This window comes from Nocardioides candidus (assembly GCF_041321175.1).
GTDB lineage: Bacteria > Actinomycetota > Actinomycetes > Propionibacteriales > Nocardioidaceae > Nocardioides.
In genome coordinates, this window is the sequence record NZ_JBGGWC010000001.1 from 1051477 (window position 1) to 1066353 (window position 14877).

Sequence of the window (14877 nt, forward strand, 5' to 3'; positions counted from 1 at the left end):
CACCCCTAGGCTCGACGTCATGTCGCTGCCCGCTCCCAGCCCCACCACCACGGCCCTCGTCACCGGCGCCTCCTCCGGCATCGGTGCGGAGATGGCTCGCGAGCTCGCGCAGCGCGGGCACGGCGTCGTACTCGTGGCGCGCAGTGCCGACCGGCTGCAGGAGCTCGCCGCCGAGCTGACCGCCACCGGCGTGCGCGCCGAGGTGCTCGCCACCGACCTGACCGACCGGGCGGCGCGGGCCGCGCTGCCGTCGCGGGTCGCGGCGCTCGGGCTGGAGGTCTCGGTCCTGGTCAACAACGCCGGCCTCTCGACCACCGGACCGGTGCTGACCGCCGACGTCGAGGCCGAGCTGCGGATGGTCGAGGTCGACGTCGCCGCGGTCGTCGACCTGACCACGCGGTTCCTCCCGAGCCTGGTCGAGCACCGCGGCGCGCTGCTCAACGTCGCGTCCAGCGCGGCGTTCCAGCCACTGCCCGGCCAGGCGGGGTACGGCGGCAGCAAGGCCTTCGTGGCGTCGTACTCCCAGGCGCTGGCGGAGGAGGTGCGTGGCAAGGGCGTGAGCGTCACGGCGCTGTGCCCGGGGCCGGTGGCGACGGAGTTCTTCGAGACGGCGGGCTTCAGCGAGGAGGAGAAGAGCGGCGTCCTGCCGGGCTTCATGTGGGAGGACGTCGTCGACGTGGCGAGGGCCGCGATCGACGGGCTCGAGCGCGGGCGGATGATCGTGATCCCCGGCCTGGGCACCAAGGCGGCGGTCGGGCTCGGGAGGTTCGCGCCGCGCCGGATCCTGCTGGCGGCGCTCGCCCGCCAGCACCCCGCGCTGCGCCGGTAGCCTGGGGGCATGACCGCGTCGTACCCGTTCCTCAAGGGCCACGGCACGGAGAACGACTTCGTCCTCCTGCCCGACCACGACGGCGCGCTCCACGGCGACATGGACCCCGAGCGCACCCGTGCGCTCTGCGACCGCCGCGCCGGCATCGGCGGTGACGGTGTGCTGCGGGTCATCCGCACCGCGGCGCTCGAGGCGGGCGCGGGACAGGACGCCGAGTGGTTCATGGACTACTGGAACTCCGACGGCTCGCTCGCCTGGATGTGCGGCAACGGCGTCCGGGTGTTCGGGCGGCACCTCGCGCTCGAGGGGCTCGTCGACCCCTCCGTCCCGGTGCCGATCGCGACGCGGTCGGGGGTGAAGACGCTGACCTTCGAGGGCGGGGTCGCCGAGGGTGAGATCACCGTCGACATGGGTGCGCCGAAGGTGCTCGACGAGACGAAGGTGGCGGTCGGCGACCGCAGCTGGCCGGCGCTCCACGTCGACATGGGCAACCCGCACGCGGTCGCGTTCGTCGACGACCTCGCCGACGCCGGCCTGCTCTACGAGGCTCCGACGCACGACACGACGCTCTACCCGCACGGCGTCAACGTCGAGTTCGTCGTACGGCGTGGGGCCGGCCACCTCGCGATGCGCGTCCACGAGCGGGGCTCGGGGGAGACCCGGTCGTGCGGCACCGGCGCCTGCGCCGTGATGGTGGCGGCCGCGCTCGCCGACGACGCTCCCCGCGACACCCCCTACCGCGTCGACCTGCCCGGCGGCACCCTGCGCATCAGCTGGACCGCCGACGACCGCGTCCTGATGACCGGTCCCGCCGTGATCGTCGCCGAGGGCACCACCTCCTTGTAGTCGCTGTCGGCCGGAATTCGGGATAGTCCCCCACGTTCGGCACCAGATTTCACCGAATTCGGGTGCCGAACGTGGGGGACTATCCCGCCGGCAGCGACAAGCCGTCTCTGACGCTGACACCACTGCTGTCACAGTCGACGGTGCCCCGCTAGAGTCCGCGGCATGGAACTTTCCGGATCTTCTGCCATCGTCACCGGCGGCGCGTCGGGCATCGGCGCCGCGTGCGCCCGCCAGCTCGCCGCCCGCGGCGCCACCGTCGTGGTCGCCGACCTGCAGGCCGACAAGGGCGAGGCCCTCGCCGCCGAGATCAAGGGCGTCTTCGCCCAGGTCGACGTCACCAACACCGAGCAGATCGCCGCGTCGGTCAAGGCCGCCGCCGAGATCGCCCCGCTCCGCGCGGTGGTCAACTCCGCCGGCATCGGCTGGGCCCAGCGCACCATCGGCCGCGACGGCCAGCTCGAGTCGGCGCACTCGCTCGAGGCCTTCACGAAGGTCATCGCGATCAACCTGATCGGCACCTTCGACATGGTCCGCCAGGCCGCGACCGCGATGAGCCAGAACGATGGCGACGAGGACGGCTGCCGTGGCGCCATCGTCAACATGGCGAGCGTGGCTGCGTTCGACGGCCAGATCGGCCAGGCGTCGTACTCCGCCTCCAAGGGTGGCGTCGTCGGCATGACCCTTCCGGTCGCCCGTGACCTCTCCGCCGCCGGCATCCGCCTCAACACGATCGCCCCCGGCCTGATCGACACGCCGATCTACGGCGAGGGCGAGGCGTCGGAGGCCTTCAAGGCCAACCTCGGCCAGAACGTGCTCTTCCCGAAGCGCCTCGGCTCCGGCGACGAGCTGGCCTCGATGGTCCTGGAGTGCCTCACCAACTCCTACATGAACGGCGAGGTCATCCGCGTCGACGGCGGCATCCGGATGCCCCCGAAGTAGGGACCGAAGCAGCTCGCTCGCACAAAAGTCCCCCACCCGATGGATCAGGGTGGGGGACTTCGTGCACTGGTCCGGCATGAGTGAGAACCACCTTCTGCCCTGGAGGTTCGAGGACATCAGGGCCTTCGGCACCGAGCCGCACATCGCGCCGCACCGGCTCCACGAGCACCCGCTCTTCACCAACGACGGCCTCGCCGACCTGCTCGACCGCGTGCCCCGGACGATCGTGCACCCCTACACGTTCGGCAACGACCGGCGGCGGCTGGAGGACTGGCGTCGCGGCGCCGACACCGACCTGCCCGGCAAGGAGCTGCTCGAGATCGTCGAGCGCGGCCGACTGTGGTTCAACATCGTCGGTGTCAACATCCACGACACCGAGATGGGCGGCATCGTCGACGACCTGATGGACGAGGTCTGCGACCTGGTGCCCGGCTTCAAGCCGGTGCGCGTCTCTGCGTCGCTGCTCATCTCCTCGCCCGAGGCGATGGTCTACTACCACGCTGACAACCAGCCCAACATGCTGTGGCACATCCGGGGCCGCAAGCGGGCCTGGGTCTACCCGCTCAACGAGCGGATGGTCAGCCAGCAGAACCTGGAGCGCCTGGTGGCGGGCGCCAGCGACGAGGAGCTCCCCTACGACGAGGAGTACGACGACCACGCCGCGCGGCTCGACCTCGAGCCCGGCCAGGTGGCCTGGTGGCCGCAGAACAGCCCGCACCGCGTCGACAACCTCGAAGGGGTCAACGTCTCCTTGTCCACCGAGGTCTGGACCGCCGACTCGATGCGCCGCGAGCACCTCTGGGCCGCCAACTACTACCTCCGCACCCGCCTCGGCCGGGCTCCCCGCTCCACCCGTGAGCGCGGACTGGTGCCCGCCGCCAAGGTCGCGGCCATGCGGTTGGGTCGTCGCGCGGGCGTGCTCGCACCCGGCGCCCGCCAGGGGGTCTTCCCCAGCTTCCGGGTCGACCCCGACGTGCCCTCGGGCGTGGGCACCCTGGACTGAGGCGCCTCAGTCCTCCAGCGACTTCCGCTCCGCGTCGGTGTAGGCCTCCATGACAGGAGCGGGGGCGCCGGCGGGCGCGCTGGCGCGCATCGAGCGGAGCTTGCTGACCTTGCCGGCGCTCATCGCCATCGCCTCGCGGGTCTTCCCGCGGCCGTAGGTCACCGACGCACCGGCGGAGACACCGAGCGAGAGGCCGACCTCGACGGCGTCCTGGTCGGCGCCCATGTAGAGGAACTGCCAGGCGAAGTCGTTGGTCTGCTGCTCGACGAGCGCCTTGATGGCCGGGTGGGTCCACTCCTGGCTGGCGTTCTCGTGACCGTCGGTCATCACGGCGACGATCACCGTGCCGGGCCGCTCGGGCTCGGGCAGGGCCGCCAGCTCGGCGCCGGCCGCGGTGACGAGCCGGCCCATGGCGTCGAGCAGCGCGGTCGACCCGCGGGGCTGCAGGTCGAGCGGAGGTACGTCGGCCAGCGGGCGCCCGGAGTAGACGACGTCGTACTCGTTGTCGAACTGCGCGAGCGTCACGCGGCACTCGCCGGCGCTCTTGCGCTGCTCGTCGATGAACGCGGCGAAGCCGCCCTCGGTGTCGGCCTTGATCGACTGCATCGACCCGCTCCGGTCGAGCAGGAAGTAGAGGTGGGTGAGGTCCGCTCGCGTCATCGTGGAACTCCGATCCCGGAGCGGTCGTCCGCTCCGATCTAGGTGGGCCGCCGCGGCTTGAACCGCATCGGCGCAGGTGCCGCCGCCGGTTGCTTCGACACCCCTGACTCCAGGTCGTACCTCGCTCGCTCGACCCCCGCGGCGGTCACCCGTCCGCGGTCGTCGGCGTAGGCGCCGAGGGTCAGCGTGCGGGCCAGTCGCGGGCCGACGGCGTTCTCCGTCAGCCCGGCCTGGGCCCCCGCGCTGCGCAAGGACGCCTGACCGTTCAGTACGGCGGCCGCCATCGACTCGTCGATGAGCTCGGTCAGCCGGTCGGCCGCTTCCCGAAGGTAGGGGAGGGCTCCGACGGAATCCTGGCTCTCGGTCATCAGCTGCTGGGCTGCGTCGAGGGCCCGCCGTACGGCGTCCAGCCTCTCCCGGTGTGCGACGACCGGTTGATCCTGGGTCATGCCACCAGGCTACCGCACAAACTGCGGACCCGCAAGAAGTGCGGACGACGCGGGTAATCGGGAAGCCTTCGGCGCTCGTCGTGGTTACGCTGGAGAGACTTATGACGAACGCTGAGAACTTCTCCCTCGACGCCGAGCTGGCGCAGACCGCCGCGTGGGACGACACCGATGACGACTTCGCCACCGACGACCAGGAGTCCTGGGAGTCCGGGTACGCCGACGACGACCCCGAGCTGACCACGGGCGACCTCGACCTCGCCGCCCGTCACGAGCTGCGACGCGTCGCCGGGCTGCGCACCGAGCTCGAGGACATCACGGAGGTCGAGTACCGCCAGCTCCGGCTCGAGCGCGTGGTGCTCGTCGGGGTGTGGACCGAGGGCACGATCGAGGACGCCGAGAACTCCATGGCCGAGCTCGCGCTGCTGGCCGAGACCGCCGGCTCGGAGGTCCTCGACGCGATCTACCAACGGCGGCAGTCGCCCGACCCGGCGACGTACGTCGGTCGCGGCAAGGTCGAGGGCATTCGCGAGATCGTGCAGGCCTCCGGCGCCGACACCGTGATCTGCGACGGTGAGCTCGCCCCCTCGCAGCTGAGGAACCTCGAGGACAAGATCAAGGTCAAGGTCGTCGACCGGACCGCGCTGATCCTCGACATCTTCGCCCAGCACGCGAAGTCCAAGGAGGGCAAGGCGCAGGTCGAGCTCGCCCAGCTCAACTACATGAAGCAGCGGCTCCGCGGTTGGGGTGGGAACCTCTCCCGCCAGGTCGGTGGCCGGGTCGCCGGCGGCGCCGGCATCGGTGGCCGCGGCCCCGGTGAGACCAAGATCGAGACCGACCGCCGCCGCATCAACGACCGCATCGCGAAGCTGCGGCGCGAGCTGAAGGCGATGTCGGGCACGCGCGAGACGATGCGTCAGGAGCGGCGGCGCAACCTCGTCCCGTCGGTCGCGATCGCCGGCTACACCAACGCCGGCAAGTCCTCGCTGCTCAACCGGCTGACCGGCGCGGGCGTGCTCGTCGAGGACGCGCTCTTCGCGACGCTCGACCCGACCACCCGCCGCGCCCAGGCGTCCGACGGCCGCGTCTACACGATGAGCGACACCGTCGGCTTCGTCCGCCACCTCCCGCACCAGCTCGTCGAGGCGTTCCGCTCGACGCTGGAGGAGGTCGCCGACTCCGACCTGATCGTGCACGTCGTCGACGGGTCGCACGTCGACCCCGAGGGTCAGATCAGCGCTGTGCGCGAGGTGCTCGCCGAGATCGGCGCCGCCAAGATCCCCGAGCTCATCGTCATCAACAAGGCCGACGTCGCCGACCCGATGGTCGTGGCCCGCCTCAAGCAGCGTGAGCCGCACACCGTCGTCGTCTCCGCCCGCACCGGCGAGGGCATCGCCGACGCGCTGGCCGCGATCGAGGCCGACCTGCCGCGCCCGCAGGTGGAGTTCGACGCGCTCGTGCCCTACGCCCGCGGCGACCTGGTCGACCAGATCCACCGCCTCGGCGAGATCACCTCGCTCGAGCACACCGCCGACGGCACCCGGATCTCCGGACGTGCGACCGAGGCGCTCGCGGGTGAGCTGGCGGCGTACGCCGTCTGAGCCTGTCACGCGCTCGGCCTCCCGGCTGCCGAAGCCGCCGAACAGGCCTACCGTGGGGTGCATGAAGCGATGGCTGATCGCACTCGCCCTGGTGGCCCCGGCGTTGCTGGTGCCGACCGTCGCGTCGTCGTCCGCTCCAGCCGGTGCGGTCCAGCGCCCGACCTGCGCCGGCCGGCCGGTGACGATCGACCTCAACCGCGCGGGAGCGCCCGATCCCGACCGGCGGCGGTCCGACGTGATCCTCGGGACGCCGCACCGCGACAGGTTCCGCACCGGCGGCGGCGACGACGTCGTTTGTGCGGGACGGGGTGCGGACCGCGTGCTCCTCGGCAAGGGCGAGGACACGGCGTACGGCGGTCCGGGGGATGACTTCCTCGACGGTGGCGACCGCTCGGACCACCTCAACGGCGGCGCGGGCGGCGACTCCATCTGGGGGCGCGGCGGTTGGGACCAGCTCGAGCAGTCGGGGCTCTCCCGGGGTGCCGACGCGGTCTACGGCGGTGCCGGCAACGACACGATGCGCAACGCCACCGCCGGCGACCTCTACTACGGGGGCGCCGACCGGGACTTCTTCACCGACGCCGCGGACTGTGGGTCCTGCGATCCCGCCGTCGCCATCTTCTACCTCGGTGGAGGAGGCAACGACCTGCTCGTGTCGGGCGGCGGCAAGGAGCTCCTCAACGGGGGCGACGGGTCCGACACGGTCAGCTACGTCGGTCTGGTCGAGGAGCCGGGTCCGGGAGTGACGGTCGACCTGGAGGTCGCCGCACCCCAGGCCACCGGCCCGGGCGGCACGGACATCCTGCAGAGCATCGAGAACCTGGTCGGGTCCAGCGAGGGCGACGACGTGCTCAGCGGCGACGACGGGCCGAACCGCCTCGCCGGCGGCAACGGCGCCGACCAGCTCTTCGGACGAGGCGGCGACGACGACCTCGAGGGCGGCGACGGGGCCGACCTGTGCGACGGCGGCGCCGGCACCAACCAGTACGACGGCTGCGAGGAGTCCACGTGAAGGTCCGAGGCGCCTCGACGCGGCAGGTGTGACACTGGTGCACATGTCGCGTCTCGGTCTCGCAGCGGTCCTCGTGGTCGTGGGCTCCTTCCTGAGCGCCGACCCGCCCGCTCTCTCCGCCGGCACACCGACCTGTGCCGGGCTCGCGGTGACGATCGACCTCGCCGACACCGATGCTCCCGACCCCGACCGCGCGGCCTCCGACGTCGTGCTCGGCACGCCCGGCGACGACCGGATCCGCACCGGGGCGGGCGACGACGTGGTCTGCGCCGGCGGGGGCGGTGACACCATCTACCTCGGCGCCGGCGACGACAAGGGACTCGGCGGGCCCGGCATCGACAGGCTCGTGTTCAGCGAGGGGGACGACGTGATGATCGGTGGCGCGGGCCGGGACTGGATCGACTACGTCGACGCCCACCACGGCCTGAGCGTCGACCTCGGCAGCAACGTCCGCCAGGACACCGGCGTCGGCCACGACATCGTGCGGACCATCGAGAACGCCAGCGGCGCGAGCCACTTCGCCAACCAGGTCACCGGTGACTGCGGCCCCAACTTCCTCGTCGGCGGCGACGAGGCCGACTACTTCCATGGGCTGTGCGGCCGGGACATCATCGAGGCGTGGCGGGGCAACGACCGCGTGTGGGGCGGGTACGGCGACGACTTCGTCCGCGGCGGCTACGGGGCCGACCGTCTGGCCGGCCAGCAGGGTGACGACGAGCTGCTCGGCGCGAACGGCGGCGACCTGCTGCGCGGCGGTCCCGGCACGGACGTCTGCGACGGCGGGAAGGGCGTCGACGACCGCCGGGCGTGCGAGAGCGGCACCCGCTGATCCCACCCCGATCGCAGGCATCCGGGCCAACTGCCGGACCTGCGGGCGTCGGTCGCTCTAGGGTGCAGCCCATGCACCGGATCCTCGGAGTCGCCGTCCTCGCCGCCATCGGCCTCGTGCCCGCGGCACCCGCGAGCTCGGCGGGCGCCCCGGGCGACCTGCCGACCTGCGCCGGGCTCGTCGTCACCATCGACCTCAACGACCCCTCCGCGCCCGACCCGGACCGTCCGGAGTCCGACGTCGTCCTCGGCACGCCGGAAGGCGACTTCATCCAGGCCGGCAGCGGTGCCGACGTGATCTGCGGTGGCGAGGGGAGCGACCGGATCTGGGCCGACGGCGACGACGTCGGCGACCGGATCTTCGGCGGTGGCGGGGGCGACTACCTCTACCCGGGGGGCGGCGCCGACGAGATCAGGGCCGGTGGAAGCGGCGACGAGGTCTTCCCGAGCGGTTCGCCCGAGGGCACCCGCGACGAGATCCACCTCGGCCCCGGTGCCGACACCTTCTTCGGGACGACGTCCGACGAGCTGGTCGTCGGCGGGCCCGGGATCGACGCCGTCGGCTACTCGTCCCTCCACTCGGGCACCCACCGTGGCGTCACGGTCGACCTGGAGATCGAGGAACCTCAGGACACCGGCCCGGGCGGGGTCGACGAGCTGGTCGCGATCGAGCAGGTCGGCGGGACGCCGTACGACGACGTCCTCCGCGGCACCGCCCGCACCAACGTGCTGAAAGGCCGCAAGGGTGACGACCGGCTGTTCGGGCGGGGTGGCGGCGACGTCTGCTACGGCGGCTCGGGCCACAACACCTTCCACTCGTGCGAGGTCCAGCAGGGCGGTTGAAGCCCCGTGGTTCGAGGGTTATCCCTGCTGCCATCGCTCCCGGATCCTCCTACCGTTGCACCATGATCCGCTGCGTCGCCGCACTCGCCCTGACCGTCCCCGCCCTCCTAGTCGCCACGACGCCGGCGGATGCCGCCGGGCCGGCGACCTGCGGCGGGCACCGGGTGACGATCGACCTCGACGATGCGCACCACCCCGACCCGAACCGGGCGCGGTCCGACGTCGTGCTGGGCACGACCAAGGCCGACAAGATCACCACCGGACGGGGCAACGACATCGTGTGCGGCGGACGGGGCCACGACCTCATCGACCTCGGGCCCGGCGACGACACCGCCTACGGCGGGAAGGGCGGTGCCGTGCTGAACGGCGGCCCCGGGGACGACCGCCTGGTCGGAGATCCGCGCACCTACAACACCGCGGCCGACTTCCGGCTCGCACCGCGGGGAGTGCGCGTCGACCTGAGGAGGACCGTGCCGCAGGAGACGGGCTGGGGACGCGACTCGTTCACCGGCATCGCGAACGTCCTCGGCAGTGCGCACGACGACGTGCTGCGCACCCGGGTGCTGTCCGGCCCGACCGACTCCTGGCGTCGGCACGCACTCCTGTCCGGCGGTGCGGGCGACGACCGGCTCTTCGGCTCGAGGGCCAGCAACCGGTTCCTGGGCGGTCCGGGCGATGACGTGATGCGCGGCGGGGGAGGCAGCGACCGCTTCGACGAGTACCTCTCCGAGGAGAACGGCGGCGCCGACACCGTCTACGGCGGCTCGGGCCCGGACATCCTCGAGGCCGCCAACGCCGGCGACCACTACGAGGGCGGTGCCGGCGACGACGAGCTCACCAGCGCCGAGTGCCGACCCACCTGCGAGGAGGGGCTGGTCGAGCTGTACGGCGGTCCCGGCGACGACCAGTTCACCCTGGACGAGAACGACGAGCTGGTCGACGGGGGCGACGGGGTGGACCAGGTCGAGGACAACTTCTACACCGATGCCGAAGGTGCGGTGCTCACGGTGGACCTGGCGATCGTCGGACCTCAGGACACCGGAGTCGGCGGCACCGACGACCTCAGCAGCATCGAGGACCTGATCGGCAACGCCTACTTCGACAGTCACCTCTTCGGCAACGACGACGCCAACACGCTGGTGTCCTACGGCAACAACGACGTGCTCGAGGGGCGCGGTGGCGACGACGTGCTCGAGGCCGGCAGCGGGGACGACTCCCTCTCGGGAGGCGACGGCTCCGACTCGTGCGACGGCAGCTACGGGACCGACCAGTTCACCGACTGTGAGGAGATCCTCGATTCTCGCGGTTCCGGGGACAAGGTGCCCGTGTCTCGCTGATCATCTCCGGGTGCGCACCCGGGGAGCATGGCTCGCAGCCGTCGGCCTGGTGGCCGTCGTCGCGGCCGCCGGGCTCTTCGTGACGGTCCGCGCGGGCGCCGACACCGACCGCTGCACCGGCTTCCGGCAGGCCGCGGCTGCGCGGTCCGCGCTGGTCACCGGCACCGGCCGCGACGTGCTCGTCATCGGCGACTCCTACTCCGTCGGGCTCGGCACCAGCGCGGCCGACAGCTGGCCAACGCGCCTCCCCGGCCGGGTGCACGTCGCCGGGTTCTCGGGGTCCGGCTTCGGCGCGCACTCGAGTGAGTGCGGTGCGGTGTCGTACGCCGACCGGGCCCCTCGCGCCCTCGCCCGCGACCCCGGCCTCGTGGTGGTGGAGGGCGGTCTCAACGACTTCGACCAGTCCCGGGCGGCGATCCGGGCCGGCTTCGCCGACCTGCTCGCCGACCTCGGCCACCGTCGGGTGCTCGTGGTGGGGCCGCCGCCGGCGCCGCAGCGAGCGGGCGCCGTACCCGCTGTGGATGCGGAGCTGGCCCGGCTGTCGAGGCGGTACGGCGTCGGCTACCTCTCGATGCAGCACGCCGACCTGTCCTACCTCGACGACGGCCTGCACCTGACGGCGGAGGGCCACCGGCAGTTCGGCGACCTCGTCGCCGCGGCGCTGTCCACAGCCACGCGGCCCGGTCGCTGATCCTGTCCGGCCCGACGTCTAGGGTTCCGGGCATGTCCGGGGTCGACCACGACGCGCTGCGCGCCACGCTCTCCGCCGCCGTCGAGGCGCTCGGCGGGTCCGAGCGGCCGGGTCAGGTCGCGATGGCCGAGGCGGTCGCGGAGTCGATGGCGGAGCACCGGCACCTGCTCGTCCAGGCCGGCACCGGCACCGGCAAGTCGCTGGGCTACCTCGTGCCCGCGATGCTCCACCGCAAGCGCGTCGTCATCGCGACGGCGACCCTCGCGCTCCAGCACCAGCTCGTCGAGCGCGACCTGCCGCGGCTCACGAAGGCGGTCACGGGACGGGCCGGGGTCGACACGTCGTACGCCGTGCTCAAGGGCCGTTCCAACTACGCCTGCCTGCACCGGATCCGCGAGGGCGCGCCCGACGACCAGGGCGAGCTGATCCAGGCCGAGGCGGCGCTCGGCGCGCTGGGCAAGAAGGTGCTCGAGCTGCGCGAGTGGGCCGAGGGCGAGGTGAAGGACGGCGGCTCGGGGGAGAAGGACGCCGCCCCGCGCCACACCGACCGCGAGTGGCGGCAGGTCTCGGTCACCGCGCGGGAGTGCCTGGGCGCGGCCAAGTGCCCCTTCGGCGAGGAGTGCTTCGCGGAGCGCGCGCGCGAGAAGGCGCAGCGCTCCCACCTCGTCGTCACCAACCACAGCCTGCTCGCGATCGACGCGATCGAGGGGATCCCGATGATCCCGGAGTACGACGTCGTGGTGATCGACGAGGCCCACGAGCTGACCGCTCGGGTGACCCAGGCGGCGACCGACGAGCTGTGGGCCTCCGAGGTCGAGCGCGCCGCGCGGCGGGCCGCTCGCCACGTGCGCTCGGAGACCGACGACCCGGCGGGCGATCTCGAGGACGCCGCAGCGGTGCTGCGCGGCGCGATCGGCGAGGCCCGGCCCGGTCGCTTCGAAGCGCTGCCCGACGAGCTGGCCGACGCACTGGCGCTGGTCCGTGACGCCGCCCGCGCACTGGCGAGTGCCTTTCCGAAGGCCGACACCAAGGACGAGCCCGACGCCGGCCTGACCCAGGCGAAGGGCGCGGTGCAGGAGCTCTTCGCGACCGCCGACCGGATGGCCGCCAACGCCGACACCGACGTGCTCTGGCTGACCGAGGGCACCGACCGGCTGCCTCCGCGCCTGTGCATCGCCCCGTTGCAGGTGTGGGGCCAGCTGCGCGCCAAGCTGCTGGCCGACAAGACCGTGGTGATGACCTCGGCCACCCTGATGCTCGGCGGTGACTTCACCTCCGTCGCGACCTCGGTCGGCCTCAAGCCCTCCGAGCGCGTCCCCCTCGGCGGCTTCCCGGTGGTCGAAGAGGTCGCGCAGCGCAGGCCGATGGTCGAGGAGGTCGCGCAGCGCACCCCGGTGGTCGAGGAGGTCGCGCAGCGACCGTCACGAGACCCCGGCGCCCCGACGGTCGAGGAGGTCGCGCAGCGCAGGCCGGTGGTCGAGGAGGTCGGCCCGCGCAGGCCGATGGTCGAGGAGGTCGCGCAGCGACCGTCACGAGACCCCGGCAAGCCGACCGGCGACCCCCAACCCTGGGTCGGCCTCGACGTCGGCAGCCCCTTCGACTACGGCAAGCAGGCGATCCTCTACATCGCCCGCCACCTGCCCCAGCCCGGGCGCGACGGTCTCGGCCCGGCGCAGCTCGACGAGATCACCGAGCTGGTCGACGCGGCCAACGGGCGCACGCTCGGGCTGTTCTCGAGCCGGCGCGCGGCCGAGACGGCCGCCGAGCACGTGCGCTCGAAGCTGCCCCACCTGACCACGCTCGCCCAGGGCGACGCCCAGCTGCCCGAGCTGGCGCGGCAGTTCGTCGACGACCCGCACACCAACCTCTTCGGCACCCTCGGCCTGTGGCAGGGACTCGACGTGCCGGGCGACACCTGCCAGCTCGTGATCATCGACCGGGTGCCGTTCCCACGCCCCGACGACCCGCTGATGAGCGCCCGCCAGCGAGCGGCCGACCAGTCGGGCGGCAACGGCTTCATGCAGGTCGCTGCCACGCACGCGGCGCTGCTGCTGGCGCAGGGCGCCGGACGGCTGATCCGCACCACGAGCGACAAGGGCATCGTGGCCGTGCTCGATCCGCGCCTGGTCACCGCCCGCTACGGCAGCTTCCTCAAGGCCAGCCTGCCGCCGATGTGGACCACGACCGATCCGGCCGTGGCGCGCAAGGCGCTGGCGCGGCTGTCGGGATCCACCGCCTAGACGCGCTGCGCCTCCGCGACGACCGACTGGTGCTGGTCCTGGTCGAGCGGGCGTCCGTTGCAGGTCCACTTGGTGCCGACCTCGCAGTTGTAGCGGGCACTGCCGTTGACCACGGTCACCTCGACCGCCTTCACCGCACCGGCGCCGAAGTCGAAGCTTCCGGTGTAGTCGCCGGCATCGGTGAGCTCGACGACGGTGGTGCGGACGCCGCCGGTCTCCAGCAGGACGCGAACGAGGGCGGCACTTCCGCGCTCGACCGGCGCGAGGTCCAGGCTGAGCGACAGGTGCCACCGCGGCCCGGTGTGACTGGGCTCGAACCGGTACGACGCCGAGGTGAGGTGGTCCTCGGCGAAGCCCAGCGCCTTGCGCGGCTGCGTCGGGCTGAGGGTCGTGCTGCCGTTGAGCCGGGTCGCGGGGTAGAGCCGCCCTTCGTCGTACCAGCGCCTGGGGTGGAGGTTGTCGGCCGCCATGCGGAGGAGCTGCGTGCGGAGGTCGGTCCCCTTGTCCGCCAGGGCCGCCTCGATCGCGGCCGTCGCGTAGAGCGCCGGCGCGGTCGCGGTCGCGGCGTCGGCGTTGCGCCACATGGTGCGCACCAGGATCGGCAGTCCGGCCTGCGCCTGCGGGAAGTGCTCGGTGAGGTGGCGGAAGAAGATCCAGGCGCCGTACCAGTAGCCACCGCGGAACGTGTCGAGCGGCAGGCCGGGCTTCCCCATCGGGCCGTAGGGCAGGTATCCGGTGTTGTCGTTCACGGCGTCGAAGACCTCGTCCTCGGCCCAGGTCGCCGTGGCCTCCATGAACCAGGCGTCGGCGCCGATGTCGTAGCCGAACTGGACGGCGTGGAAGTACTCGTGCGCCGCCGTCACCTGCATGTTCTGGGTCGACGTGTGCCGCGGGAACTCACGGTGGCTGTAGTCGTTGTCCAGCACGCAGTAGGCCCAGGTCGCGCCGTGCCGCGGCAGCGACGAGGCGTCGGTGGTGCAGTAGCCGTAGAGGCCCTGGTTGCCGATCTGGGCGAGGTAGATGTCGGAGCGGCCGTCGCCGCCACGGGTGCCGTCGCTCATCGGCCGCCGGTAGCCGGCGTCGACGTAGCGCTGGTGCACGCGCGTCATGGTGGCCAGCACCTTCTCGACGTAGTCGGGCCGGTGGTCGCCGTCGCGGTTGCGCCGCGGCACGCCGTTGACGGCGTCGTCGGCCTTCGTCACGTAGTGGACGCACACCGTCTTCGAGCACATCCTGCGCACCGACTTCGTGGTGTAGCACGACGCGTCGGGGCAGCGGTTGGGGTTGGCGGTCGGACGGGAGAGGTACGTCGACGCCTCCCGCTGCTGCGCGGGCGGAAGCGCGCTCCGGAGCAGTGCCAGGTCGCGCAGTGCCAGGGTCAGCTCGCCGCTGTCGGTCCCGAGCGTGCTGTCGAGGCCGTCGTCGAGCAGCGAGGTGACCTTGTCGAGGGCGGCCTCGGCACGGGCCGCGCGGTGGGCGGTGTGCCGCGGATCGGTGCGTTGCGGGTCCGCCGCGGCGTGCGCCGTGGGCGCGGCGAGCAGGGTTGAGCACAGCAGCAGGGCGAGCGAGCCGAGACGGAGCATGTCCCTGACTCTATGTCGC

14 protein-coding genes are annotated in these 14877 nt (G+C 72.3%); 11 read left to right on the plus strand and 3 right to left on the minus strand.

From position 1 onward, the window contains the following. The first annotated feature begins 19 nt into the window (after positions 1–19). From ACAX67_RS05185 to ACAX67_RS05200, 4 genes are all read left to right on the plus strand, one after another. Complete coding sequence (locus tag ACAX67_RS05185) at positions 20–829, plus strand: SDR family NAD(P)-dependent oxidoreductase (RefSeq protein WP_370702746.1); 810 nt, start codon at positions 20–22, stop codon at positions 827–829. A 9-nt stretch (positions 830–838) separates the two neighbouring features. Continuing rightward, complete coding sequence (gene dapF, locus ACAX67_RS05190) at positions 839–1675, plus strand: diaminopimelate epimerase (protein WP_370702747.1); 837 nt, start codon at positions 839–841, stop codon at positions 1673–1675. 162 nt (positions 1676–1837) lie between these two features. Continuing rightward, a complete protein-coding gene (locus ACAX67_RS05195; protein ID WP_370702748.1) occupies positions 1838–2614 on the plus strand; it encodes an SDR family NAD(P)-dependent oxidoreductase in 777 nt (258 codons plus the stop codon). 76 nt (positions 2615–2690) lie between these two features. Beyond that, positions 2691–3617, plus strand: a complete 927-nt coding sequence (locus tag ACAX67_RS05200) for a hypothetical protein (RefSeq protein ID WP_370702749.1) — start codon at positions 2691–2693, stop codon at positions 3615–3617. Between the two features lie 6 nt (positions 3618–3623). On the opposite strand, the gene ACAX67_RS05205 is transcribed toward ACAX67_RS05200, so the two are convergent. Then, on the minus strand, positions 3624–4277 hold the full coding sequence (locus ACAX67_RS05205) for a vWA domain-containing protein (RefSeq protein WP_370702750.1): 654 nt from the start codon (positions 4275–4277) through the stop codon (positions 3624–3626). A gap of 38 nt (positions 4278–4315) precedes the next feature. Beyond that, positions 4316–4726, minus strand: a complete 411-nt coding sequence (locus ACAX67_RS05210) for a hypothetical protein (protein WP_370702751.1) — start codon at positions 4724–4726, stop codon at positions 4316–4318. A 101-nt stretch (positions 4727–4827) separates the two neighbouring features. Between ACAX67_RS05210 and hflX the strand changes: the two genes are divergently transcribed. The 7 genes from hflX to ACAX67_RS05245 all read left to right on the plus strand — a co-directional run bounded on the left by hflX (position 4828) and on the right by ACAX67_RS05245 (position 13275). Then, complete coding sequence (gene hflX / locus ACAX67_RS05215; RefSeq protein WP_370702752.1) at positions 4828–6324, plus strand: GTPase HflX; 1497 nt, start codon at positions 4828–4830, stop codon at positions 6322–6324. A gap of 61 nt (positions 6325–6385) precedes the next feature. Then, positions 6386–7336, plus strand: coding sequence for a calcium-binding protein (locus tag ACAX67_RS05220; protein ID WP_370702753.1), 951 nt, complete (start codon positions 6386–6388; stop codon positions 7334–7336). 43 nt (positions 7337–7379) lie between these two features. After that, positions 7380–8165, plus strand: coding sequence for a calcium-binding protein (locus ACAX67_RS05225; RefSeq protein WP_370702754.1), 786 nt, complete (start codon positions 7380–7382; stop codon positions 8163–8165). 71 nt (positions 8166–8236) lie between these two features. Next, positions 8237–9007, plus strand: coding sequence for a calcium-binding protein (locus tag ACAX67_RS05230; RefSeq protein WP_370702755.1), 771 nt, complete (start codon positions 8237–8239; stop codon positions 9005–9007). 62 nt (positions 9008–9069) lie between these two features. After that, complete coding sequence (locus tag ACAX67_RS05235) at positions 9070–10344, plus strand: calcium-binding protein (RefSeq protein WP_370702756.1); 1275 nt, start codon at positions 9070–9072, stop codon at positions 10342–10344. A 10-nt stretch (positions 10345–10354) separates the two neighbouring features. Next, positions 10355–11035 carry an SGNH/GDSL hydrolase family protein gene (locus ACAX67_RS05240; RefSeq protein WP_370702757.1) on the plus strand — a complete coding sequence of 227 codons (681 nt, stop codon included), beginning with the start codon at positions 10355–10357 and terminating at the stop codon, positions 11033–11035. A gap of 32 nt (positions 11036–11067) precedes the next feature. After that, positions 11068–13275, plus strand: coding sequence for an ATP-dependent DNA helicase (locus ACAX67_RS05245; protein ID WP_370702758.1), 2208 nt, complete (start codon positions 11068–11070; stop codon positions 13273–13275). Here ACAX67_RS05245 and ACAX67_RS05250 read toward each other — a convergent pair. Then, positions 13272–14858 carry an MXAN_6640 family putative metalloprotease gene (locus ACAX67_RS05250; RefSeq protein WP_370702759.1) on the minus strand — a complete coding sequence of 529 codons (1587 nt, stop codon included), beginning with the start codon at positions 14856–14858 and terminating at the stop codon, positions 13272–13274. The two genes, ACAX67_RS05245 and ACAX67_RS05250, sit on opposite strands and share 4 nt — an antisense overlap. Positions 14859–14877 lie beyond the last annotated feature (19 nt).

Coding starts and splice junctions, on each gene's coding strand:
- ACAX67_RS05220 (WP_370702753.1), top strand. CDS start 6,386: ATGAAGCGATGGCTGATCGCACTCGCCCTGGTGGCCCCGGCGTTGCTG.
- ACAX67_RS05245 (WP_370702758.1), top strand. CDS start 11,068: ATGTCCGGGGTCGACCACGACGCGCTGCGCGCCACGCTCTCCGCCGCC.
- ACAX67_RS05225 (WP_370702754.1), top strand. CDS start 7,380: ATGTCGCGTCTCGGTCTCGCAGCGGTCCTCGTGGTCGTGGGCTCCTTC.
- ACAX67_RS05230 (WP_370702755.1), top strand. CDS start 8,237: ATGCACCGGATCCTCGGAGTCGCCGTCCTCGCCGCCATCGGCCTCGTG.
- ACAX67_RS05185 (WP_370702746.1), top strand. CDS start 20: ATGTCGCTGCCCGCTCCCAGCCCCACCACCACGGCCCTCGTCACCGGC.
- ACAX67_RS05235 (WP_370702756.1), top strand. CDS start 9,070: ATGATCCGCTGCGTCGCCGCACTCGCCCTGACCGTCCCCGCCCTCCTA.
- ACAX67_RS05195 (WP_370702748.1), top strand. CDS start 1,838: ATGGAACTTTCCGGATCTTCTGCCATCGTCACCGGCGGCGCGTCGGGC.
- hflX (WP_370702752.1), top strand. CDS start 4,828: ATGACGAACGCTGAGAACTTCTCCCTCGACGCCGAGCTGGCGCAGACC.
- ACAX67_RS05210 (WP_370702751.1), bottom strand. CDS start 4,726: ATGACCCAGGATCAACCGGTCGTCGCACACCGGGAGAGGCTGGACGCC.
- ACAX67_RS05205 (WP_370702750.1), bottom strand. CDS start 4,277: ATGACGCGAGCGGACCTCACCCACCTCTACTTCCTGCTCGACCGGAGC.
- dapF (WP_370702747.1), top strand. CDS start 839: ATGACCGCGTCGTACCCGTTCCTCAAGGGCCACGGCACGGAGAACGAC.
- ACAX67_RS05250 (WP_370702759.1), bottom strand. CDS start 14,858: ATGCTCCGTCTCGGCTCGCTCGCCCTGCTGCTGTGCTCAACCCTGCTC.
- ACAX67_RS05200 (WP_370702749.1), top strand. CDS start 2,691: ATGAGTGAGAACCACCTTCTGCCCTGGAGGTTCGAGGACATCAGGGCC.